The organism is Streptomyces sp. NPDC054887, assembly GCF_053610585.1.
In genome coordinates, this window is record NZ_JBSGYQ010000057.1 from 1 (window position 1) to 23,446 (window position 23,446).

A 23,446-nucleotide genomic window follows, 5' to 3' on the forward strand; every position below is an offset into this window, starting at 1 on the left:
GCCGCCCGGTGGATTCCGGACGGCCGCCCCTTCGGCGTGACAGTGGAGCCTCAGACGAGCGCGCCGCCGGGCAGCTCGACCTTGGCGCCGAGTTCCACGAGCTTCTCCATGAAGTTCTCGTAGCCGCGGTTGATCAGGTCGATGCCGTGGACCCGGGACGTGCCCTGGGCCGCGAGGGCCGCGATCAGGTACGAGAAGCCGCCGCGCAGGTCGGGAATGACCAGATCGGCGCCCTGGAGCTTCGTCGGGCCGCTGACGACCGCCGAGTGCAGGAAGTTGCGCTGGCCGAAGCGGCAGTCGCTGCCGCCGAGGCACTCGCGGTAGAGCTGGATGTGCGCACCCATCTGGTTCAGCGCGGAGGTGAAGCCCAGACGCGACTCGTACACCGTCTCGTGGACGATGGAGAGACCCGACGCCTGCGTGAGGGCGACGACCAGCGGCTGCTGCCAGTCCGTCTGGAAACCGGGGTGTACGTCGGTCTCCAGGGCGATGGCGTTGAGCGGGCCGCCCGGGTGCCAGAAGCGGATGCCCTCGTCGTCGATCTCGAACGCGCCGCCGACCCGGCGGTAGGTGTTCAGGAAGGTCATCATCGAGCGCTGCTGGGCGCCGCGCACGTAGATGTTGCCCTCGGTCGCGAGCGCCGCGGACGCCCAGGAGGCCGCCTCCAGGCGGTCCGGGAGCGCGCGGTGGTTGTAGCCGCCGAGCGATTCCACACCGGTGATCCGGATGGTCCGGTCGGTGTCCATGGAGATGATCGCGCCCATCTTCTGCAGTACGCAGATGAGGTCCTCGATCTCCGGCTCCACGGCCGCGTTCGACAGCTCGGTGACGCCCTCGGCCAGCACGGCCGTCAGGAGCACCTGCTCCGTCGAGCCGACGGACGGGTACGGCAGCCGGATCTTGCAGCCGCGCAGCCGCTGCGGGGCCTCCAGGTACTGGCCGTCCGCGCGCTTCTCGATCGTCGCGCCGAACTGCCGCAGCACCTCGAAGTGGAAGTCGATCGGCCGGCCGCCGATGTCGCAGCCGCCGAGGCCCGGGATGAAGGCGTGGCCGAGGCGGTGCAGCAGCGGGCCGCAGAACAGGATCGGGATGCGCGAGGAGCCCGCGTGCGCGTCGATGTCGGCGACGTTGGCGGACTCGACGTGGGACGGGTCGAGGATCAGCTCACCCGGTTCCTCGCCGGGCCGGACCGTCACGCCGTGCAGCTGGAGCAGTCCGCGTACGACGCGCACGTCCCGGATGTCGGGAACGTTGCGCAGTCGGCTGGGTCCGCTGCCGAGGAGCGCGGCGACCATCGCCTTCGGCACCAGGTTCTTCGCGCCGCGGACGCGGATCTCGCCCTCGAGCGGGGTGCCGCCGTGGACAAGCAGTACATCGTCAGTGCCGGTCATGGATCTCGCGTTCCGGAGTTGTCGGACAGGTGGCCAGAGAAAAGAGTAAGGGGCGACTACCCCTGTGCCATAAGGGCAAGCGGCCTTCACGTATGTCATGAATGAGACACAACACGCTCCGCACAGCAGCCTCTGCGGAGGGTGACGTTCCGGGTGTGCGCGCTCCCACTGCTGCGATGCGCCCTGAGCTGCGCACCGTCCACCACCGCCGTCCGCTCCCCCCGGAGGGCGAATGTGCGGGATCATGTCTGCCATGACGGAGGTGTCCTCGCTCACAGGACGGCTGCTGGTGGCCAGCCCGGCCCTGGCGGACCCCAATTTCGACCGCGCGGTGGTGCTCCTCATCGACCACGACGACGAGGGCTCGCTCGGCGTGGTCCTCAACCGCCCGACGCCGGTGGGCGTCGCGGACATCCTGCTGCCCTGGGCGGGGCTCGCGGGAGACCCCGGCGTCGTCTTCCAGGGCGGCCCGGTATCGCTGGACTCCGCGCTCGGCGTCGCGGTGATACCCGGCGACGAGGGGCCTTCGCCGGGTTCCCGGCCGCGCGCGAACAGGGGCGACCCCATCGGCTTCCGGCGCGTGCACGGCGCCATCGGCCTGGTCGACCTGGAGGCCCCGCCGGAACTCCTCGCGGCGGCCCTCGGTTCGCTGCGCATCTTCGCCGGGTACTCGGGCTGGGGGCCCGGTCAGCTGGAGGAGGAGCTGAAGTCCGGCGCCTGGTACGTAGTGGAGTCGGAGCCCGGCGACGTGTCGTCGCCGGAGCCGGAGAGTCTGTGGCGCGCCGTGCTGCGGCGGCAGCGCAGCAAGCTCGCGATGATCGCGACGTATCCGGACGATCCGAGCCTGAACTGAACCGGCCGGGGGTGGGTACCCTTGGACGCCATGAGCACTCTTGAGCCCGAGCCCGAGCGCGGGGCAGGTACGGGGACCCTCGTCGAGCCGACGCCGCAGACCTCGCGCGGCGACGGAGACCACGAGCGGTACGCCCATTACGTCCAGAAGGACAAGATCATGGCGAGCGCCCTCGACGGTACGCCCGTCGTCGCGCTCTGCGGCAAGGTCTGGGTCCCGGGCCGCGACCCGAAGAAGTATCCCGTCTGTCCGATGTGCAAGGAGATCTTCGAGTCCCTGGGCGCGGGCGGCGACAAGGACAAGGGTGGCAAGGGCGGCAAGGACGGCGGCAAGAAGTAGTACGGAGCAGGAGTACGGGGACGGCCCCCGCGGCGCGCACCAACGCGCCGCGGGGGCCGTTCGCGTTGCACGGGGTGCTCCTGCCGGTCACAAGGTGGTGGAGAGGTGGTTCAGACCTCTTGTCGGCTCACGGCGGGCCGCTCTAGATTCCTGCCTGTTGTGCAGCGCGAAACCGACGTTGCGTATGTTGCAACGCCGACTCGACAGGAGTCCCGGATGAAGCTCTCCGCCCGCATCGCCCTCCCCGCGGCCGCCCTCGTACTGGCCGGCCTCACTGCCTGCGCCCCCCAGACCTCCGACAACAGCGCCAAGAACGACGAGAAGAGCGGCACTCTGCGCGTCTGGCTCTTCCAGGAGGTCGCCAACGGCCCCAAGCAGAAGGTCGTCGACCGTGCCGTGGAAGCCTTCCGCGCGCGGCACGAGGACGCCGACGTCGAGATCGAGTACATACCGGTCGAGACCCGCGCCCAGCGCATCAAGGCCGCCTTCAACGACCCCAAGAGCGCCCCGGACCTCGTCGAGTACGGCAACACCGACACCGCCGGATACGTGAAGGACGGCGGACTCGCGGACATCACCGGGGAGTTCGGCGCGTGGCCGGACGCCCGGGACACCGACCCCGCGGCCGAGCGCTCGGTGACCGTCGGCGGCAAGGTGTACGGCGCCCCGTTCTTCGTCGGCGTACGGGCGCTGTACTACCGCACCGACGTCTTCCGGGAGCTGGGTCTGAAGCCGCCGAAGTCGCAGGCCGAACTCGTCGCCACCGCAAAGAAGATCCGCGCGGCGAAGCCGCGGATGTACGGGCTGGCGGTCGGCGGCGCCTACACGTACGGCGCGATGCCGTTCATCTGGGCGCACGGCGGCGAGCTCGCCGAGGAGCGCGGCGGGACGTATACCTCCGCCATCGACAGCCCCGCCGCCCGCAAGGGCATCACGGCGTACACGTCCCTCTTCGGGCCCGACAACTGCCCGGCCGCCAAGTGCGCCGAGATGGGCGGCAACGACACCGTCACCGCCTTCGCGTCCGGCAGGGCGGGCATGGCGATCGGCGGCGACTTCAGCCGCGCCGCCGTGGAGGCGGGCAAGGTCAGGGGCAAGTACGCCGTGGTGCCGCTGCCCGGCGTCAGGGCGGGCGAGATCGCGCCGGCCTTCGCGGGCGGCAACAACCTCGGGGTCCTCAAGAGCAGTTCGCACCGCACGCTCGCCGTCGGCCTGCTGAAGGAACTGGCCGGCAAGAAGACGCAGGGGGAGCTCTTCGACGCCATGGGCTTCCTGCCGACGTACACGGACGTGCGCGAGGCGGCGGCGAAGAAGGAGCCGTTCGCCGAGCCGTTCATCAGGACGCTCGCGGCGGGCGCCAAGGCGGCTCCGGCGTCTCCCGGATGGGCGCAGATCGACTCGTCGCTCGTCCTGCCGACGATGTTCCAGGAGGTCGTCAGCGGCCGCAAGGACGTGGCGGCGGCCTCCGGCGACGCGGCGAGGAAGATGAACGAAGCGTTCGGCGCGGCGCGTTGAGCCGTACGCACCCCCTCGCACGCGGCGGCTGGACGCCCTGGCTCTACCTCGCGCCCGCGCTGGCCGTCCTGGGCGGCCTGCTCCTCTACCCGATCTACCAGCTCGGCCTGATTTCCTTCCTGGAGTACACGCAGGCACAGGTCAGCGGCGGCGAGCCGACCACCTTCAAGGGCCTCGGAAACTACGCCACCCTCTTCGGGGACCCCCAGTTCTGGCAGGTGCTCCTCGCGACGGTCGTCTTCGCGGCGGCCTGCGTCCTCGCCACGCTGTCCGCCGGCTGCGCGCTGGCCGTGCTGCTGACGCGCGTACGGGCCGTGCCCCGGCTCGCGCTGATGACGGCCGCGCTCGGCGCGTGGGCCACTCCGGCCGTCACGGGGTCCACCGTCTGGGTGTTTCTCTTCGACCCGGACTTCGGTCCCGTCAACAGGGTGCTGGGGCTGGGCGACCACTCGTGGACGTACGGGCGCTACAGCGCCTTCGCGCTCGTACTCCTCGAAGTCGTGTGGTGCTCGTTCCCGTTCGTGATGGTGACCGTGTACGCGGGCATCAGGGCGATCCCGGAGGAGGTGCTGGAGGCGGCGTCGCTCGACGGCGCCTCCCAGTGGCGGATCTGGCGGTCGGTCACGGCGCCGATGCTGCGGCCGATCCTGGTGGTCGTCACCATCCAGTCCGTGATCTGGGACTTCAAGATCTTCACCCAGATCTACGTCATGACCAACGGCGGCGGCATCGCCGGCCAGAACCTGGTCCTCAACGTCTACGCCTACCAGAAGGCGTTCGCGTCCTCGCAGTACAGCCTCGGCTCGGCCATCGGCGTCGTCATGCTGCTGATCCTCCTCGCCGTCACCCTCGGGTACCTGCGGCTGCTGCGACGGGAGGGAGAAGAGATATGACCTTCGTACGCAGTCCCCGGCGCCTCGCCGCCGAGGCCGCGGCCCTGCTGATCGCACTGGCCGTCGCCTTCCCGCTGTACTGGATGGTGCTTTCCGCCTTCAAACCGGCGGGCGAGATCCAGTCGGCCGAGGCCAGGCCGTGGACGCTTTCCCCGTCGCTCGATTCCTTCCGGCGCGTCTTCGAACAGCAGGAATTCGGCCGCTATTTCCTCAACAGCCTCTTCGTGGCGTCGGTCGTGGTGATCGCCTCCGCGCTGATCGCATTCCTGGCGGCCACCGCCGTGACCCGCTTCCGCTTCCGGTTCCGCACCACGCTTCTGATCATGTTCCTGGTGGCCCAGATGGTGCCGATCGAGGCGCTCACGATTCCGCTGTTCTTCCTCATGCGGGATTTCGGACAGCTCAACACGCTCGGTTCGCTGATCCTGCCGCACATCGCCTTCTCGCTGCCGTTCGCCGTCTGGATGCTGCGCGGCTTCGTGAAGGCCGTTCCCGAGGCGCTGGAGGAGGCGGCGTACCTCGACGGCGCGAGCCGCTCGCGCTTCCTGTGGCAGATCCTCTTCCCGCTCGTCTTCCCCGGCCTCGTCGCGACGAGCGTCTTCTCCTTCATCTCCACCTGGAACGACTTCCTCTTCGCCAAGTCCTTCATCATCAGCGACACCTCGCAGTCGACACTCCCGATGGCCCTGCTGGTCTTCTTCAAACCGGAGGAGAACGACTGGGGCGGGATCATGGCAGCGTCGACGGTGATGACCGTCCCGGTGCTCGTCTTCTTCGTACTCGTACAGCGACGCCTGGTCTCGGGACTGGGCGGAGCGGTTAAGGACTGACGCCATGCTCGATCTGGTACCGGCTCCCGGAGCCGCACCCTGGGCGCCCCCCGCCCAGGGCCACTACCCCCTCGGCCACGACACCGCCCTGTTCGCCCGCCCCGGCACCGAGGGCGTCGCCCGCTGGATCCGCGCCACGATCGGCGCCGCCACCGGGCTGCTGTTCCCGGACGGCACGGACCGCGACACCGAACGCGACAGCGGCAGCAACCGCGTCGAACTGCGCATCGACCACGAGACCGGCCGGGACCTCGGCCCCGAGGGCTACCGCCTCGTCGTCGACGGCTACCTCGTCCTCATCGAGGCCGGCAGCGCGGCGGGCGTCTTCTGGGGCGCGCAGACGCTCCGTCAACTGCTCGGCCCCGACGCGTTCCGCCGGGCGCCCGTCGACCCCGCGCGGAAATGGTCCGTACCGATGGTCGCCATCGAGGACAGGCCGCGCTTCGCCTGGCGCGGGCTGATGCTCGACGTGTCACGCCATTTCATGCCCAAGGACGGCGTGCTGCGTTATCTGGATCTGCTCGCCGCGCACAAGCTCAACGTCTTCCACTTCCACCTCACCGACGACCAGGGCTGGCGCATCGAGATCAAACGCCACCCGAAACTGACGGAAACGGGCGCGTGGCGGACGCGCACCAAATGGGGCCACCGGGCGTCGGACCTGTGGACCGGGACACCGCACGGCGGTTACTACACGCAGGACGACATCCGAGAGATCGTCGCGTACGCCGCCGAACGGCATATCACCGTCGTCCCCGAAATCGACATTCCCGGCCATTCGCAGGCGGCCGTCGCCGCGTATCCGGAACTCGGCAACACGGACGTCGCCGAGACCCCCGCCGTCTGGGACACCTGGGGCATCAGCCCCCACGTACTCGCGCCCACCGACGACACCCTGCGCTTCTACGAGGGCGTCTTCGAGGAAGTCCTCGCCCTCTTCCCCTCCGAGTTCGTCCACATCGGCGGCGACGAGGCGCTGAAGGACCAGTGGCGGCGGTCCCCGGTCGCGCAGGCCCGGATCGAGGAGCTCGGCCTCGCGGACGAGGACGAGCTCCAGTCGTGGTTCGTCCGGCACTTCGACACCTGGCTCACCGCGCGCGGCCGCCGGCTGATCGGCTGGGACGAGATCCTGGAAGGCGGCCTCGCACCGGGGGCGGCCGTCTCCTCCTGGCGCGGGTACGCGGGCGGCATCGCCGCCGCACGGGCCGGGCACGACGTCGTCATGTGCCCCCAGCAGCACGTGTACCTCGACCACCGCCAGGACGGCGGCCCGGACGAGCCGATGCCCATCGGGTACGTGCGCACGCTGGAGGACGTCTACCGCTTCGAGCCGGTGCCGCCGGAGCTCACACCCGACGAGGCGCGGCACGTCCTGGGCGCCCAGGCGAACGTGTGGACGGAGGTGATGGAGGATCAGCGCCGCGTCGACTACCAGACCTTCCCCCGCCTCGCCGCGTTCGCCGAGGTCGTCTGGTCGCAGCTCCCGGCGCCCGCCGAACGCGACTTCGCCGGATTCCAGGCCCGCATGGCGGCGCACTACGCACGGCTCGAGGCGCTCGGCGTCGAGTACCGGCCCCCGGGCGGCCCGCTGCCGTGGCACAAGCGCCCCGCGCCCGGCGGCGACCCGGCGATTCTCGGACGCCCGATCGAGGGGTCGCCCCCAAACGTGTGAGCCGTGGAGCAAGGACCGTGCCCCGGTGTGCCGGGCCTGGGACCGTGGAGACACCCCGGCTCGGCACGAGTCGCAAGCACCGCAAGAGCAGCCAAAGGCAACCAACCAGCTCTGACCGCCCACGTAGTACGAAAGCGGACCTATGCCCTGGCCGGGGACGAGGGACCCCTAGTGGACCCTCGCGTCGGTCGGTTCGCAAGATGTGCCAGAGTTGCCTCGTCCGGACTGTGAGCACGTACCGTACGGCGCAACAGGCGGGACAGCCGGGACACCGGGAAGGGGCAGCTGGGTTGACCACGCACGCACCGCAGGCGGCGCAGTTCGTGACGCTCCCGGCCTCGCTCGACGAGGCCGTGGCGGCACTCACCGCCATGCCTGCCGCCGTGCCCGTCGCGGGCGGCACGGACCTGATGGCATCCGTGAACTCCGGACGACTGCGGCCCGCCGCACTGGTCGGGCTCGGCCGGATCAGCGAGATCAGGGGCTGGCAGTACCAGGACGGAAACGCGCTGCTCGGCGCCGGTCTCACGCACGCCCGGATGGGACGGCCCGACTTCGCGGCCCTCATCCCGGCGCTCGCGGCGGCCGCGCGCGCCGCCGGCCCGCCCCAGATCCGCAACGCGGGCACCCTCGGCGGCAACATCGTCACCGCCGCGCCCACCGGCGACACGCTGCCCGTGCTGGCCGCCATGGAGGCGACGCTGGTGATCGCGGGCCCCGGCGGCCGCCGCGAGATCCCCGTCTCCCACCTCCTCGCGGGCCGGGAGATGCTCGGCGCGGGCGAGCTGATCGGCTTCGTGCGCGTACCCCTGCTGCACGCCCCCCAGGTGTTCTTCAAGGCCACCGGCCGCACCGGCCCCGGCCGCGCCACCGCGTCCCTCGCCCTCGTCCTCGACCCGGCGCGGCGCGAGGTGCGGTGCGCGGTGGGCGCCATCGCGCCGATGCCGCTGCGTCCGCTGGAGGCGGAGCGCTGGATCGCCTCCCTGATCGACTGGGACGCGGACCGCAAGCTGGCCCCCGACGCCTGCGCGGCCTTCGGCGAGTACGTGGCCGCCGCGTGCATCCCCGACCCGGCCCCGCCGGCCGACGGCACGGAGCCGGCCGCGCTCCCACCCGCTGTACTGCACCTGCGGCGCACCGTCGCCGCACTGGCCCGACGAGCGCTGGGGAGGGCACTGGCGTGAGCGAGAACGAGACCCCCGGAACGCCGAACCCCGGCGGCTGGCAGCCGACCCCGCAGGGCGGCGAGTACGACGCCGAGGCCACCGCGTTCGTCCACCTGCCGGAGGGAATGACGGACTTCGGCGCGTACGGCGACCCCCTCGCCGCGCCCGGCCACGACTACGTGCCGCCGCAGATCCCGGCCGCGACCGATCCGGGCGCCTGGTCGGCGTCGCCGGGCGGGACGCGCTGGCCGGAGCCGGAGGCCGCGCAGCCGTACGAGGCCGGGGCGACCGGCCAGTGGAGCTTCGAGTCCGCCCCCGAGCCGACGCCCCCCGTGGCGTCCGAACTCACGGGCCAGTGGACGATCCCGGTGGCCCGTGGCGACCTCCCCGACGAGTCGGGCGAGTTCACGACCTCCGCCCTGGCGTCCCACTGGAACACCGGGCACGCGCCGGAGACCCTGCCCGGCGGCGCCCCCGCGCCCTGGGCGAACACCTCCGAGGCGTCCGGGACGCTGCCCGGCGGCGCCGCGGCCCCGTGGGCGACCACGCCCCCGGCCCAGGACTTCGAACCGGGTCCCGTCCAGGACTTCGAGCCCCACGCGCCCCAGCACCCCACCGCTCCCGAGCCGGAGCACGCCCCGGAGCACGAGCCGGCGCGGCGGACCGGCGCCGAAGCCGCCCCCCAGCACCCCGCACCAGGCGGGGACGTACCGGCGCACTCCCCGCAGCCCGCCGCACCCGACCACCCCGCGGAAGCCGCCGCAGCCGACCGCCCGACGCCCGGGGAGACGCCCGGGAGCGGCACCGGCGTCGAAGCCCCCGGAGCCGAGCCCGCCGCCACCGGGGCCCCGGACGCGCACGCCCCCGCCGCCGACCACCCCGGCACGGAGCCCACCGGCAGCCCGGTGGACCCCGCAGGAGACGTCCACAGCGAGCACCCGCACGCCTCCTACGTCCTGCGGGTGAACGGCGCCGACCGCCCGGTCACGGAAGCGTGGATCGGCGAATCACTCCTGTACGTTCTCCGCGAGCGCCTCGGCCTCGCCGGCGCCAAGGACGGCTGCTCCCAGGGCGAGTGCGGCGCCTGCGCGGTCCAGGTCGACGGCCGCCTCGTCGCCTCCTGCATGGTGCCCGCCGCCACCACGGCCGGCAGCGAGGTCCGTACGGTCGAGGGACTGGCCACCGGCGGGGAACCGTCCGACGTGCAGCGGGCCCTGGCCAACTGCGGCGCCGTCCAGTGCGGCTTCTGCGTACCCGGCATGGCCATGACGGTCCACGACCTGCTGGAGGGCAACCACGCCCCCAGCGACCTGGAGACCAGACAGGCCCTGTGCGGCAACCTCTGCCGCTGCTCGGGCTACCGCGGCGTTCTGGAAGCGGTCCGCGAGGTCGTCGCCGAGCGCGAGGCGACCGCCGCCGCCGAGGAAGCCCGCATCCCGCACCAGGCACCCCCCGGCGCGGGCGGCGTCCAGCAGCCCCGGCCGCAGGGCGACCCGCACGCAAACCACGAGCACCCGCACGACGGAGGCATGGCGTGAGCAACGACGCGGCCACCGCGACCAGCGCGACGGCGGTCGACGGCGTCCAGCCCGAGCGCGGCTCCGAGGCGCCGACCCGCGGCCTCGGCGCGTCCCTGGCGCCGGCCGACGCCCGCGCCAAGACGGAGGGCACGTTCCCGTACGCGGCCGACCTCTGGGCGGAGGGCCTGCTGTGGGCCGCCGTGCTGCGCTCGCCGCACGCCCACGCCCGGATCGTCGCCGTCGACACCTCCGCCGCGCTCGACATGCCCGGCGTGCGGGCCGTGGTGACCCACCAGGACGTCCCCGGCGACCCCGCGCACGGCCGGGGCGTGGCCGACCGCCCCGTCTTCGCCTCCGACCTGGTCCGCCACCACGGCGAGGCGATCGCCGCCGTGGCCGCCGACCACCCCGACACGGCCCGCCTGGCCGCCGCCGCCATCGCCGTCGAGTACGAGGTCCTCGAACCGGTCACCGACCCGGAGCAGGCCTTCGCCGCCGAGCCGCTGCACCCCGACGGCAACCTGATCCGCCACATCCCGCTGCGCTTCGGCGACCCGGAGGCCGTCGGCGAGGTGATCGTCGAGGGCCTGTACCGCATCGGCCGCCAGGACCCGGCGCCCATCGGCGCAGAGGCCGGCCTCGCGGTCCCGCGCCCGGACGGCGGCGTGGAGATCTACACCGCCTCCACCGACCCGCACACCGACCGCGACCGCGCCGCCGCCTGCTTCGGCCTGGAGCAGGAGCGGGTGAAGGTCGTCGTCACGGGCGTCCCCGGCGCGACCGGCGACCGCGAGGACGGCAGCTTCCAGATCCCGCTGGGACTGCTGGCCCTGCGGACCGGCTGCCCGGTCAAACTCGCCGCCACCCGCGAGGAGTCCTTCCTCGGCCACGCGCACCGCCACCCGACCCTCCTGCGCTACCGCCACCACGCGGACGCGGAGGGCCGCCTGGTCAAGGTCGAGGCGCAGATCCTCCTGGACGCGGGCGCGTACGCCGACGCCTCGTCCGAGTCCCTGGCGGCGGCGGTCTCGTTCGCCTGCGGCCCGTACGTCGTCCCGCACGCCTTCATCGAGGGCTGGGCGGTCCGTACGAACAACCCCCCGTCGGGCCACGTCCGGGGCGAAGGGGCCCTCCAGGTGTGCGCCGCGTACGAGGGCCAGATGGACAAGCTCGCGGCCAAGCTGGGCCTGGACCCGGCGGAACTGCGGCTGCGCAACGTACTGGCGACGGGCGACCTGCTGCCCACCGGCCAGACGGTGACGTGCCCGGCCCCGGTGGCCGAACTGCTGCGTTCCGTACGGGACTACCCGCTGCCCACCCTCCCCAAGGACACCCCGCAGGACGACTGGCTGCTGCCGGGCGGCCCGGAGGGCGCGGGCGAGCCGAGCGCCGTCCGCCGGGGCGTCGGCTACGCGCTGGGCATGGTGCACATGCTGGGCGCGGAGGGCGCGGACGAGGTCTCCACGGCGACGGTGAAGGTCCACGACGGCGTGGCGACGGTGCTCTGCGCGGCCGTCGAGACGGGCCAGGGCTTCACCACCCTGGCGCGCCAGATCGTCCAGGAGATCCTGGGCGTCGAAGAGGTCCACGTGGCTTCCGTGGACACGGACCAGCCCCCGGCGGGCGCCGCGACGCACGGCCGTCACACCTGGGTGTCGGGCGGCGCGGTGGAACGCGCGGCGAAGATGGTCCGCACGCAGCTGCTCCAGCCCCTGGCGCACAAGTTCGGCATGTCCACGGAGTTGCTCCAGATCGCGGACGGCAAGATCACGTCGTACGACGGAGTGCTGTCCACCACGGTGACCGAGGCCATGGACGGCAAGGAACTGTGGGCCACGGCCCAGTGCCGCCCGCACCCCACCGAGCCCCTCGACGAGTCGGGCCAGGGCGACGCGTTCGTGGGTCTGGCCTTCTGCGCGATCCGCGCGATCGTGGACGTCGACATCGAGCTGGGATCGATCCGCGTGGTGGAGATGGCGGTGGCGCAGGACGTGGGCCGCGTGCTGAACCCCGCCCAGCTGGCGACCCGTATCGAGGCGGGCGTGACGCAGGGCGTGGGCGCGGCGCTGACGGAGAACCTCCGCACCCCCCGGGGCCTCGTTCGCCACCCGGACCTCACCCATTACGCGCTGCCGACCTCCCTGGACGCGCCGGACATCCGCATCGTGAAGCTGGTGGAGGAGCGCGACGTGGTCGCCCCCTTCGGCGCGAAGCCGGCCAGCGCCGTTCCCGTGGTCACGTCGCCGGCCGCGATCGCCTCGGCGGTCCGCGCGGCCACCGGCCGCCCGGTCAACCGCCTGCCGATCCGCCCCCAGGCGGCGGTGGCGACGCCGACCCCGTAGCGGCCCGCCCCGGCTTTACGCGGCAGCGGCCGGGAGGAGACGGCGCCGGGTGCTCGCCGCAGGCCCCCGGACGCGACCACGCCGTACGGAGCCGCGGTACTCGTCCGTCCGGCCCCCGAGGAGTCGCTCCGGCGCGGCACCCGCCCGGCGTACCGCACGGCCGCCGCGCCCGCGCCGCAGCGCCCGGCACGTCCCCTTGCCCGGAGCCCTCGGCCGGGTCACGATGCGAGCACTGACCGGCGACCCGAGGGCGTGAGGCTTCGATGAGCAGCCACCTGCGAGCGGCGCGGCTGAGCCGGCGGCGGTTCGGGGCGCTGGTCGCCGCCGGGGCCGCCGGGGCGGCGGTGCCCGGCAGCGCGTCGGCCGGCGAGGCACTGCGGCGCGCGTACCTCGGCACGTACACCACGCAGCCCGGCGGCGGCAGCGGTATCGGGCTCGCCGCGTACCGGCCCCGCGGCGGGCGCCTGGTCTCCACCGGTGTGCTGGCCGGTCCGCAGAACCCCTCGTACCTCGCGCTCGCGCCCGACCGCCGCACGCTGTACGCCGTCGACGAGCGCGCCGAGGGCGCGGTCACGGCCGTGCGGGTGGGGGAGGGGCCGCCCGAGGTGCTGGGGCCCGCCCGCGCCACCGGGGGCGCGGACCCCTGCCATCTTTCGGTCCATCCCGGCGGGCGGTGGCTGCTGACCGCCAACTACACCGGCGGGAGCGTGTCCGTACACCCCGTCGGGCGCGGCGGCGGGCTCGGGGAGGCCACCGACGTCGTACGCCACACCGGCTCCGGGCCCGACCCCGACCGGCAGCAGGGCCCGCACGCGCACATGGTGGTCACGGACCCCGGCGGGCGGTACGTCGTCGCGGTGGACCTGGGGACGGACACCCTCCACACGTACCGGCTCGACGCGCGCACCGGGACACTGCGCGAACACGCCCGCGCCGCGACGAGGCCGGGCGCGGGGCCCCGGCACCTGGCGTTCCACCCCTCCGGCCGGTACGCGTACGTCGTCAACGAGCTGGACAGCACCGTGGTGGTGTGCGGCTACGACGCGCGTGACGGCGTCCTGACACCCGGCACCCCGCGGCCGACCGCGCCGCCGGGCGCCCGCACCGGCCGCAACTACCCGGCGGGCGTGGTGGTCTCGCCCGACGGGCGGTTCGTGTACGTCTCCAACCGGGGCCACGACAGCATCGCCGTCTTCGCCGCCGAATGCGGCGGCGCGGCGCTGCGGCCGGTGTCCGTCACGCCGTCCGGCGGCTCGTACCCCCGGCACATCGCCCTCGACCCGTCCGGCCGGCTCCTGTTCGCCGCCCACCAGAAGTCCGGCACGGTGACCGTGTTCCGGCCAGACCCGCGCACGGGCCGCCTCACCCCGGCGGGCCCGCCCCTCGCGGCACCGGTCCCGGTGTGCGTACTGCCGGTGTGACCGCGGTGGTGACCTGGAGGCCGTGGCGGGAATCGAACCCGCGTAACTCGCTTTGCAGGCGAGTCCCTGAACCACTCGGGCACACGGCCGTGTGCTGATGTCACGACCGTAGGGCGGCCCGTGGCAGCCCATCAAGGGATCCGGCCGCGCCGCAACGCGACTGCCACACCGCGTTCACACACGCCCGTGGTCGTACGACCAAAGGCCGAGCGCACAGTCGACCCAAGACAGGGTTCAAGCGCAGGTACGCCCCTTACTCTGGGCCAATGACCGCCCTGGAGCCACGCGACGCCGAGATCGCGCCCGCAGAAGACGTGACACCCCCGCGGCAGAGCGGCGTTCTCGGCAGGGACCATCGGGCGCTCAGCATCGGCATCATCGCGGTGGTCCTGCTCATCGCCTTCGAGGCGACCGCCGTCGGCACCGCGATGCCCGTCGCGGCGCGCGAGTTGAACGGCGTCTCGCTCTACGCGTTCGCGTTCTCCTCGTACTTCACCACCAGCCTCTTCGCCATGGTCCTGTCCGGGCAGTGGGCCGACCGCCGCGGTCCCCTCGCCCCGCTCGCCACCGGCATCAGCGCCTTCGGGGCCGGGCTGCTGCTCTCCGGCACGGCGGACGCCATGTGGCTGTTCATCGCCGGCCGGGCGGTCCAGGGACTCGGCGGCGGACTGGTGATCGTCGCGCTGTACGTCGTCGTCAGCCGCGCGTACCCCTCCCGGCTCCAGCCCGCGATCCTGGCCGCCTTCGCCGCGAGCTGGGTGGTGCCGTCCGTCGTCGGCCCGCTCGTGTCCGGGACGGTCACCGAGCACCTCGGCTGGCGGTGGGTGTTCGTCGGCATCCCCGTCCTCGTCGTCTTCCCGCTCGCCATCGCGCTGCCCGCGATACGCCGCACGGCGGCGGGCCCCGCCGACCCGGGCGCCCCCGTCCCGGCGTTCGACCGCCGCCGCATCCGCCTGGCCCTCGGCATCTCGCTGGGCGCGGGCCTGCTCCAGTACGCGGGCCAGGACCTGCGGTGGCTGTCGCTGCTGCCGGCGGCCGTGGGCGGCGCGCTGCTGGTGCCGGCCGTGCGCGGGCTGCTTCCGCGCGGCACGTACGTCGCCGCGCGCGGACTGCCGTCGGTGGTGCTGCTGCGCGGGATCGCGGCGGGGGCGTTCATCGCCGCCGAGTCCTTCGTGCCGCTGATGCTGGTCACCCAGCGCGGGCTGTCGCCGACGCTGGCCGGGCTCTCGCTCGCGGCCGGCGGGGCGACGTGGGCGCTCGGTTCGTACGTACAGTCCCGGCCGCGCGTGGAGCCGTACCGCGAGCGCCTGGTGCCGGTCGGGATGGTGCTGGTCACGGCGGCCATCGCCGCCGCGCCGAGCGTCCTGGTCGCCGCCGTGCCGGTGTGGGTGGTCGCGGTCGCCTGGGGCTTCGGCTGCTTCGGCATGGGCCTGGTCATCGCCTCGACGAGCGTGCTCCTGCTGAAGCTGTCGGCCCCGCACGAGGCCGGGTCGAACTCCGCCGCCCTGCAGATCTCCGACGGCCTGTCCAACGTCATGCTGCTGGCCGTCGGGGGCGCGGTCTTCGCGGCGCTGGGCGGAGGCGCGGTGGGCCACACCGTCGTCGCCCCGGGGGCGTCCGGATCCCACCCGGCGGCCTTCGCGGCGGTCTTCCTGCCCATGGCCGGGGTGGCGCTGGTGGGGGCGTGGGTGGCGACGCGGCTGCGGACGCGGGACGGGTGAGACGCTTCCCGCACGCGTGTGAGGTCGGTCCCACCGGCGGGTCGCCCGGCGGCGTTCGTACGAGGAGCCGGGCACCCCACCGGTAGGGTGGCCCGGTTGTCCGACGCAGCCCCATGTGACCCCGAGAGCCCACCCGCCGCCCGCCGCGCTGTCCGACCCGCTGCGCGCGGCCCCGAGGATTCCACCGGAGACCGTGACTACTACCGCCTCCCACCACCTCTCACCCGCCTTCCCCGGCCGCGCCCCCTGGGGCACCGCCAACAAGCTGCGAGCCTGGCAGCAGGGGGCGCTGGAGAAGTACATCCAGGAACAGCCGCGCGACTTCCTCGCCGTCGCGACGCCCGGCGCCGGCAAGACGACGTTCGCGCTGACGCTCGCCTCGTGGCTGCTGCACCACCACGTCGTGCAGCAGATCACCGTCGTCGCGCCGACCGAGCACCTCAAGAAGCAGTGGGCGGAGGCGGCGGCCCGCATAGGCATCAAGCTCGACCCGGACTACAGCGCCGGACCGCTCAGCAAGGAGTACCACGGGGTCGCCGTCACCTATGCCGGTGTCGGCGTACGCCCGATGCTCCACCGCAACCGGTGCGAGCAGCGCAAGACGCTCGTCATCCTCGACGAGATCCACCACGCCGGTGACTCGAAGTCGTGGGGCGAGGCGTGCCAGGAGGCGTTCGACCCGGCGACCCGGCGCCTCGCGCTGACCGGTACGCCGTTCCGGTCCGACACCAACCCCATTCCCTTCGTCGCGTACGAGGAGGGGAACGACGGGATCCGGCGGTCCTCCGCCGACTACACCTACGGCTACGGGAACGCCCTGGCCGACGGCGTCGTGCGACCGGTCATATTCCTCTCCTACAGCGGCAACATGCGCTGGCGCACCAAGGCCGGCGACGAGATCGCCGCCCGGCTCGGCGAGCCGATGACCAAGGACGCCATCGGCCAGGCGTGGCGCACGGCGCTCGCGCCCACGGGGGAGTGGATCCCCAACGTGCTCGCGGCGGCCGACACCCGGCTGACCGAGGTGCGCAAGGGAATCCCGGACGCCGGCGGCCTCGTCATCGCCTCGGACCAGGACACCGCGCGCGAGTACGCCAAGATCCTCAAGAAGATCACCGGTGACCGGCCCACCGTCGTCCTGTCCGACGAGAAGGCCGCCTCGAAGAAGATCGACCAGTTCAGCGCGGACGACTCCCGGTGGATGGTCGCGGTCCGCATGGTGTCCGAAGGCGTCGACGTGCCGAGGCTCGCCGTCGGCGTGTACGCCACCACGATCTCCACGCCGCTGTTCTTCGCCCAGGCCGTCGGGCGCTTCGTACGATCGCGCAGACGCGGCGAGACGGCGTCGGTGTTCGTTCCCACGATCCCGATGCTCCTCGAGTTCGCCAATGAGATGGAGGTCGAGCGGGACCACGTCCTCGACAAGCCCAAGAAGGGCGGCGACGAGGAGAACCCGTTCGCGGAGGAGGACAAACTCCTCGCCGACGCCGAGAAGCTGGAGGACGAGGAGACCGAGGACCAGCTGCCCTTCGAGGCGCTGGAGTCCGACGCCGTCTTCGACCGCGTGCTCTACGACGGCGCCGAGTTCGGCATGCAGGCCCACCCGGGCAGCGAGGAGGAGCAGGACTACCTCGGCATCCCCGGTCTGCTGGAACCCGACCAGGTGCAGCTCCTGCTCCAGAAGCGCCAGACCCGGCAGATCGCGCACAGCCGCCAGAAGCCCGCCGCCGAGGCGGACCTGCTGGAGAAGCCCGCAGAGTCGCGGCCCGTCGTCACGCACAAGCAGTTGCTGGAACTGCGCAAGTCGCTCAACACCATGGTCGGCGCTTACGTCCACCAGACCGGCAAGCCGCACGGCGTGATCCACACCGAGCTGCGGCGCGTCTGCGGCGGCCCGCCGAGCGCCGAGGCCACGGCCGGGCAGCTCCAGGAGCGGATCAAGAAGGTGCAGGAGTGGGCCACCCGGATGCGGTGACCCACGGACGGAAGCGGTACGAGCGGGGCCTGGAGGATCGTCTCCGGGCCCCGCTCGCGCGTGGAAGGCGGAACCTCCAGCTCCACGCCCGCCGCGACACGGGGCCGAATGTGGATCAACTCCGCGGGCGCGCCCGGATTCTGGACGAGGTCTTCCGCTGAGCGGAGTCCGTCGCTACCTTTCCCGCAACGCATACGCCCCGTGGCAGAGCCGCCCCGGAGCGCAGCCGGTGCCATGGCCTGCCGGCGGCCTCTGCGCGCGACGCCGACGGGACCGGTGACGCACAGCGTGAGAGAGCCGCCGCACTCACCACAGAGGAGTGGGCGTCGTGACCGCGGAAACCTCCCAGACGCTCGACCGGGGACTTCGTGTCCTCAAACTGCTTTCCGACACGGACCACGGTCTGACCGTCACCGAGCTGTCCAACAAGCTCGGTGTCAACCGCACCGTCGTCTACCGGCTGCTCGCCACCCTGGAGCAGCACGCGCTCGTACGCCGTGACCTGGGCGGACGTGCCCGCGTCGGCCTCGGCGTGCTGCGCCTCGGCCGGCAGGTCCACCCGCTCGTACGGGAGGCCGCCCTGCCCGCGCTGCGCTCCCTCGCCGAGGACATAGGCGCCACGGCACACCTGACGCTGGTCGACGGCACGGAGGCGCTCGCGGTCGCGGTCGTCGAACCGACGTGGACCGACTACCACGTGGCGTACCGCACCGGGTTCCGCCATCCCCTCGACCGGGGCGCGGCCGGCAGGGCCATCCTGGCCGCCCGCCAGGGCGCCCTCGCGGCCGACGGCTTCACCCTCACCCACGGCGAGCTGGAGGCGGGGGCCAGCGGCGCCGCCGCTCCGCTGGTCGGCATCACCGGTCTCGAAGGCAGCGTCGGCGTCGTCATGCTGGCCGACTCCGTGCCCGAGCGGGTCGGGCCGCGCGTGGTCGACGCGGCCAGGGAGGTCGCCGACGCCCTGCGGTGAGGCGCGGCCGGGCGGCCGGCCCGCGAAGTGTGCGGGAGGTGCACGGGGGACAGGCGCGGGCGCCCACTAGATTGGGGGCGTGCTCACACGCCTCTCCCGCCCCCGTGTCCTCGCCCTGTGCGCGGCCCCCGTGCTCGCGCTGTTCGCCGTGGCCGCCTTCGCGCCGCTGCCGTACGTCCTGGCGCAGCCCGGCAGCACCGCGAACGTCCTGGGTGAGGACAAGGGCGAGCCGGTGATCACCATCACCGGGGCGCCGGTCCGCAAGACCACCGGGCAGCTGCGGATGACGACGATCGTGGCGACCGGCCCGTCCGTCGACGTCGACCTGGGACAGGTCGTCGACGCCTGGTTCCGGACCGACCGGGCCGTCCTGCCCAAGGAGGCGGTGTACCCGACCGGCGGCACCGACGACGAGATCGAGAAGCACAACGTCGCCGAGATGGAACAGTCGCAGGAGACCGCCGTCGACGCGGCGCTCGGTCACCTCGGCGAGAACCCCGACCGGGTGAAGGTCGACCTGAACCTCGCCGACATCGGCGGCCCGAGCGCCGGACTCCTCTTCTCGCTCGGCATCGTGGACAAGCTCGACGGCGACGGCGAGGGCGGCGACCTCACCGGCGGTCGCGTCATCGCCGGCACGGGCACGATCACCTCGGACGGCAAGGTGGGCCCCGTGGGCGGCGTGCCGCTCAAGACCCAGGCGGCCCGGCGCGACGGCGCGACGGTCTTCCTCGTACCGGAGAACGAGTGCGCGCAGGCCCGGGCCGAACTGCCCGACGGGCTGCGCCTGGTCCCGGTGGGGACCCTCAAGGACGCGCTGCGGGCGCTGGACGCCCTGCGGACGAAGGGCGCGAAGGTTCCGAGCTGCTGACCGGTGCCCCGGCCGGTGGGGTGTCCATCGCCCGCCAGGACGGGAAGAGCGCCGGGCTCAGCGTCACCAGGAAGTACGTCCCGCCCGTCACCAGCAGCGCCGTGACGAGCCCGGCCTGCTCGACGAGCAGCCCCGCCGCGAGACCGCCCAGCGGCATGGTCAGCTCGCAGCCGGCCGTGGTCACCCCGCCGACGCGGCTGCGCAGCTCCTGGGGGACGCGTTCGTACGTCACCGTGGTCAGGACGGGGTTGAGCATCCCGGCGGCCAGACCGCCCGCCGCCATCGTGACGGCCAGCGCGACCGTCCCGTCCGTCAGCGCGGCGACGACGAAGCGCGGCAGTCCGCACAGCAGGAACGCGACGGTGAAGACGGCCCGGCGCGGGAACCGCTCGCCGACCGCGCCGTACAGCAGCGCGCCGAGCAGCGCGGACCCGCCGAAGACGGCGGTGAGCAGCCCGAGGTCTGCGGCGCCGCCCAGGTTGTCCTTCGCGTGTACGGGCAGCAGGACCGCACTCCAGCCCTGGTCGAGGCCGTTGGTGCACATCACCATCAGGACGACGGCGAGCAGGAGCCGGTGCCGCAGCAGGAAGACGTACCCCTCGCGCAGTTCCGCGCGGTACGTCGTGAACGACACCGGCGCCGCCTTCTGCGGCTCGGCCGCCCGTACGCCCCGTACCCCGGCCGCCACGAGCAGCGCCGAGGCGGCGAACGTGGCCGCGTCGAGCAGCAGCACCGCCTCCGCCCCGAACAGCGCGATGAGCACGCCCGCGAGGGCGGCGCCGATCATGCGCGCCCCGCGCGAGACGCCCTCGAAGAGACTGGCTCCGCGGGCCAGGCTGGTGCCGGCGTGGGCGGCGAGGTCGGGGACCAGGACGTAACGGGCGGTCGTGCCGGGCGTGTGCGCCAGGCCGCCCACCGCCATCAGGGCGCACAGCATCCAGAACTCCAGCACCCCCGCGTAGTGCAGCAGCGGGATCGCGCCGACGGCGAGGCCGCACACCAGGTCGGAGGCGACGGAGACCCGGCGGCGGCCGATCCGGTCGATGAACGGGCCGCCGACGAGTGCGGAGACGACGACCGGCAGCGTCGCGCAGAAGGCGACGACTCCGGCGCGGCCCGCACTGCCCGTGGTGTCCAGGACGAACCACGGGACGCCGATCATCGTGAGCGAAGTACCCGCGATGGAGACGGTGTTGGCCGCGAGTACGGCGGCGAACGGTCTCCGGTCGCCTTTCCCTCCCCCCTCGGCGGTCATGCGATACGGGCGGGCCGTGCGGGAGGCTGCTGGGCGAGGCGCAGCCCCAGCTCGACCATGGTCCAGCCGAGGCGGGCACGCAGGGCCGTCGGCGCGGGGCGGGGGGCCGGGGTGTGCCCGGCGGCCTCCCGGCGGAGTTCACCGGCGCGCAGGTGGTGGAGCTGGAGGTGGATGTCGCTGTGCATGACGGCGGTCCCTTTCAGTCCTGGGTGCGGCGGGGGAAGGCGTGCGTGTGCAGGCGGACCTGGGCGGAGCCCTCGTCGGCCAGTCCGCGGTAGCTCTCGATCAGTTCGTGCACCTTGTCGTTCAGCTCCCGCAGCTGGGCCGGGGTGAGCTGGAGCGTGAAGTCGCTGACGTCCGCGCTCTTGACCCATTCGGCGGGCCATTCGCGGGCGGTGCCGAGCCAGGTGCCGAGTTCCTGGGTGTGGATGTTCGCGATCTCGTGCAGGAAGAGGTCGGCGGCTCCGCGCACCGCCGGGTCGGGGCTGCTGTGCAACTCCTCGCTGAAGGTGGTCCCGTCCTGCGCCGCCTTCCACCACCGCTCGCGGCCCTTGCCGCGCTCGGGGTCGTCCTCGACGAACCCGTGCGAGGCGAGCTGCCGCAGGTGGTAGCTGGTGGCGCCGCTGGACTCGCCGAGGCGCTCGGCGAGCTGGGAGGCGGTCGCGGGACCGTCGTGGCGCAGCGACTTCAGGAGCTGGATGCGCAGGGGGTGGGCGAGGCCGCGCAGGGAACGGGCGTCGAGGGCGCGGGAGTTGGGCGCGGGAAGCGCCGGGTCGGGCTCGTGCTCGGACTGCTTGGGCATGAGGAAACCCTAGACTTGCAAAGGAAGCTTTGCAAGCACTTCGTTGCAAGTGCTTCTTTGCAACGTTCTCTTTGCGGGAGCGCCCGCCCGGCCCCGCCGCCCGGTCCCGCTCAGCCCGCCCCGTCCGCCGCCGCCTGCTCCACCAGCGGGATGATCCGCAGCGGCACCGGGTTCTCCATGACGATCGCCGTGGAGGCCCGCACGATGCCCTCGAACCCGACCACCCGGTCGATCACCCGCTGGAGATCGGCGTTGGAGCGGGCGACCAGGCGGCACAGCATGTCCCCGTGCCCGGTCGTCGTGTGCAGCTCCAGCACCTCGGGCACCGTCGCCAGGTGCGCCCGGACGTCCGCCCCCTGGCCCTGTTTGATCTCCAGCGTCGCGAACGCCGTCACCGGGTAGCCGAGCGCGGCCGGATCGACGTCCGGCCCGAAGCCGCGGATCACCCCATTGGACTGAAGCCGGTCCATCCGTGCCTGGACGGTCCCCCGCGCCACGCCCAGGCGGCGCGAAGCCTCCAGTACGCCGATGCGCGGCTCGCGGGCGAGCAGCACGATGAGCCGGCCGTCGAGTTCGTCGATACCGTCGGTGGGCATGGGCGCCGCCTGCTTCCGGGACCTCGCGAGGACCCTGGTCATCCTGTACAGATCGCCCGTTCATTCTGGCGTCCCACTGCGCAGATTGCCCAGTGTTTCAGCGAACTATTGCGCAGCTTGCGATACGGAGAGACATTGCCGCCATGACTGAGACCACGCAGCACACCACCCCCAGGACCGCGCGCGAGGCCGACCCCTTCCCGGTCAAGGGAATGGACGCGGTCGTCTTCGCCGTCGGCAACGCCAAGCAGGCCGCGCACTACTACTCGACCGCCTTCGGCATGAAGCTCGTCGCCTACTCCGGACCGGAGAACGGCAGCCGCGAGACGGCCAGTTACGTACTGACCAACGGCGCCGCGCGCTTCGTCCTCACGTCCGTCATCAAGCCCTCCACCGACCGGGGCCGCTTCCTCGCCGACCACGTCGCCGAGCACGGGGACGGCGTCGTCGACCTCGCCATCGAGGTCCCGGACGCCCGTGCGGCGTACGCCTACGCCGTGGAGCACGGGGCGCGCGGCATCGAGGAGCCGCACGAGGTCAAGGACGAGCACGGCGTCGTCGTCCTGGCCGCGATCGCGACGTACGGCAAGACCCGGCACACCCTCGTCGACCGGTCCGGCTACGACGGCCCGTACCTCCCGGGCTTCGTCGCCGTCGCCCCGATGGTCGAGCCGCCGGCCAAGCGCACCTTCCAGGCGATCGACCACTGCGTCGGCAACGTCGAGCTCGGCAAGATGAACGAGTGGGTCGCCTTCTACAACAAGGTCATGGGCTTCACCAACATGAAGGAGTTCGTGGGCGACGACATCGCCACCGAGTACTCCGCGCTCATGTCGAAGGTCGTCGCGGACGGCACCCTGAAGGTGAAGTTCCCGATCAACGAGCCCGCGATCGCGAAGAAGAAGTCGCAGATCGACGAGTACCTGGAGTTCTACGGCGGCGCCGGCGTCCAGCACATCGCGCTCGCCACGAACGACATCGTCGCCACCGTGCGCAGCATGCGGGCGAACGGCGTCCAGTTCCTCGACACCCCCGACTCGTACTACGACACCCTCGGCGAGTGGGCCGGCGAGACCCGCGTTCCGGTCGAGACGCTGCGCGAGCTGAAGATCCTCGTCGACCGCGACGAGGACGGCTACCTGCTCCAGATCTTCACCAAGCCGGTCCAGGACCGCCCGACCGTCTTCTTCGAGATGATCGAGCGCCACGGCTCCATGGGCTTCGGCAAGGGCAACTTCAAGGCGCTCTTCGAGGCGATCGAGCGCGAGCAGGAGAAGCGCGGCAACCTCTAGCAAAAAACCGTCACCAGGCCGC

The 23,446-nt window shown here is 72.6% G+C and carries 20 protein-coding genes and 1 tRNA gene; 15 read left to right on the plus strand and 6 right to left on the minus strand.

The annotated features are described in order from the left end of the window. Positions 1-50: 50 nt before the first annotated feature. Positions 51-1,391: a UDP-N-acetylglucosamine 1-carboxyvinyltransferase gene (gene murA, locus ACWGH0_RS26600; RefSeq protein WP_453406771.1), complete on the minus strand. Its 1,341-nt coding sequence runs from the start codon at positions 1,389-1,391 to the stop codon at positions 51-53. Positions 1,392-1,644: 253 nt separating this feature from the next. Between murA and ACWGH0_RS26605 the strand changes: the two genes are divergently transcribed. The 10 genes from ACWGH0_RS26605 to ACWGH0_RS26650 all read left to right on the plus strand — a co-directional run bounded on the left by ACWGH0_RS26605 (position 1,645) and on the right by ACWGH0_RS26650 (position 13,942). Further along, entirely contained in the window at positions 1,645-2,244 is a 600-nt protein-coding gene (locus ACWGH0_RS26605) for a YqgE/AlgH family protein (RefSeq protein WP_453406814.1), read from the plus strand. 30 nt (positions 2,245-2,274) lie between these two features. Further along, entirely contained in the window at positions 2,275-2,583 is a 309-nt protein-coding gene (locus ACWGH0_RS26610; RefSeq protein WP_453406772.1) for a DUF3039 domain-containing protein, read from the plus strand. A 216-nt stretch (positions 2,584-2,799) separates the two neighbouring features. Further along, positions 2,800-4,098 carry an extracellular solute-binding protein gene (locus ACWGH0_RS26615; RefSeq protein ID WP_453406773.1) on the plus strand — a complete coding sequence of 433 codons (1,299 nt, stop codon included), beginning with the start codon at positions 2,800-2,802 and terminating at the stop codon, positions 4,096-4,098. Next, positions 4,095-4,991 (plus strand): carbohydrate ABC transporter permease, encoded by an 897-nt coding sequence (locus tag ACWGH0_RS26620; protein WP_453406774.1) that lies wholly within the window; start codon positions 4,095-4,097, stop codon positions 4,989-4,991. The genes ACWGH0_RS26615 and ACWGH0_RS26620 overlap by 4 nt, the downstream gene beginning before the upstream one ends. Continuing rightward, positions 4,988-5,821 (plus strand): carbohydrate ABC transporter permease, encoded by an 834-nt coding sequence (locus ACWGH0_RS26625; protein ID WP_453406775.1) that lies wholly within the window; start codon positions 4,988-4,990, stop codon positions 5,819-5,821. The genes ACWGH0_RS26620 and ACWGH0_RS26625 overlap by 4 nt, the downstream gene beginning before the upstream one ends. A gap of 4 nt (positions 5,822-5,825) precedes the next feature. Beyond that, entirely contained in the window at positions 5,826-7,493 is a 1,668-nt protein-coding gene (locus ACWGH0_RS26630) for a beta-N-acetylhexosaminidase (RefSeq protein ID WP_453406776.1), read from the plus strand. Positions 7,494-7,783: 290 nt separating this feature from the next. Next, positions 7,784-8,677 (plus strand): FAD binding domain-containing protein, encoded by an 894-nt coding sequence (locus ACWGH0_RS26635; RefSeq protein WP_453406777.1) that lies wholly within the window; start codon positions 7,784-7,786, stop codon positions 8,675-8,677. After that, the gene (locus tag ACWGH0_RS26640) at positions 8,674-10,197 is read left to right on the plus strand and encodes a 2Fe-2S iron-sulfur cluster-binding protein (protein ID WP_453406778.1); all 1,524 of its coding nucleotides are present in this window, start codon (positions 8,674-8,676) and stop codon (positions 10,195-10,197) included. Before ACWGH0_RS26635 ends, ACWGH0_RS26640 begins: the two co-directional genes overlap by 4 nt. Beyond that, positions 10,194-12,521, plus strand: a complete 2,328-nt coding sequence (locus ACWGH0_RS26645; protein WP_453406779.1) for a xanthine dehydrogenase family protein molybdopterin-binding subunit — start codon at positions 10,194-10,196, stop codon at positions 12,519-12,521. Before ACWGH0_RS26640 ends, ACWGH0_RS26645 begins: the two co-directional genes overlap by 4 nt. Positions 12,522-12,784: 263 nt before the next feature. Beyond that, complete coding sequence (locus ACWGH0_RS26650) at positions 12,785-13,942, plus strand: lactonase family protein (protein ID WP_453406780.1); 1,158 nt, start codon at positions 12,785-12,787, stop codon at positions 13,940-13,942. Positions 13,943-13,956: 14 nt separating this feature from the next. On the opposite strand, the gene ACWGH0_RS26655 is transcribed toward ACWGH0_RS26650, so the two are convergent. Beyond that, positions 13,957-14,031, minus strand: a tRNA-Cys gene (locus ACWGH0_RS26655). Between the two features lie 177 nt (positions 14,032-14,208). Here ACWGH0_RS26655 and ACWGH0_RS26660 point away from each other — a divergent pair. The 4 genes from ACWGH0_RS26660 to ACWGH0_RS26675 all read left to right on the plus strand — a co-directional run bounded on the left by ACWGH0_RS26660 (position 14,209) and on the right by ACWGH0_RS26675 (position 19,479). Continuing rightward, positions 14,209-15,663, plus strand: coding sequence for an MFS transporter (locus tag ACWGH0_RS26660; protein WP_453406781.1), 1,455 nt, complete (start codon positions 14,209-14,211; stop codon positions 15,661-15,663). Positions 15,664-15,856: 193 nt separating this feature from the next. Then, positions 15,857-17,638, plus strand: a complete 1,782-nt coding sequence (locus ACWGH0_RS26665; protein ID WP_453406782.1) for a DEAD/DEAH box helicase — start codon at positions 15,857-15,859, stop codon at positions 17,636-17,638. A 328-nt stretch (positions 17,639-17,966) separates the two neighbouring features. Then, positions 17,967-18,608: an IclR family transcriptional regulator gene (locus ACWGH0_RS26670; RefSeq protein WP_453406783.1), complete on the plus strand. Its 642-nt coding sequence runs from the start codon at positions 17,967-17,969 to the stop codon at positions 18,606-18,608. A 79-nt stretch (positions 18,609-18,687) separates the two neighbouring features. Beyond that, positions 18,688-19,479: a S16 family serine protease gene (locus ACWGH0_RS26675; protein ID WP_453406784.1), complete on the plus strand. Its 792-nt coding sequence runs from the start codon at positions 18,688-18,690 to the stop codon at positions 19,477-19,479. On the opposite strand, the gene ACWGH0_RS26680 is transcribed toward ACWGH0_RS26675, so the two are convergent. From ACWGH0_RS26680 to ACWGH0_RS26695, 4 genes are all read right to left on the minus strand, one after another. Continuing rightward, positions 19,415-20,734: an MFS transporter gene (locus tag ACWGH0_RS26680; RefSeq protein WP_453406785.1), complete on the minus strand. Its 1,320-nt coding sequence runs from the start codon at positions 20,732-20,734 to the stop codon at positions 19,415-19,417. The two genes, ACWGH0_RS26675 and ACWGH0_RS26680, sit on opposite strands and share 65 nt — an antisense overlap. Next, positions 20,731-20,919: a hypothetical protein gene (locus ACWGH0_RS26685; protein ID WP_453406786.1), complete on the minus strand. Its 189-nt coding sequence runs from the start codon at positions 20,917-20,919 to the stop codon at positions 20,731-20,733. The genes ACWGH0_RS26680 and ACWGH0_RS26685 overlap by 4 nt, the downstream gene beginning before the upstream one ends. A 14-nt stretch (positions 20,920-20,933) precedes the next feature. After that, positions 20,934-21,536 (minus strand): ArsR/SmtB family transcription factor, encoded by a 603-nt coding sequence (locus ACWGH0_RS26690; RefSeq protein WP_453406787.1) that lies wholly within the window; start codon positions 21,534-21,536, stop codon positions 20,934-20,936. 110 nt (positions 21,537-21,646) lie between these two features. Further along, positions 21,647-22,132 (minus strand): Lrp/AsnC family transcriptional regulator, encoded by a 486-nt coding sequence (locus ACWGH0_RS26695; protein ID WP_453406788.1) that lies wholly within the window; start codon positions 22,130-22,132, stop codon positions 21,647-21,649. Positions 22,133-22,275: 143 nt separating this feature from the next. Here ACWGH0_RS26695 and hppD point away from each other — a divergent pair, with 143 nt between their 5' ends. Then, on the plus strand, positions 22,276-23,424 hold the full coding sequence (hppD, locus tag ACWGH0_RS26700) for a 4-hydroxyphenylpyruvate dioxygenase (RefSeq protein WP_453406789.1): 1,149 nt from the start codon (positions 22,276-22,278) through the stop codon (positions 23,422-23,424). Positions 23,425-23,446: the final 22 nt, after the last annotated feature.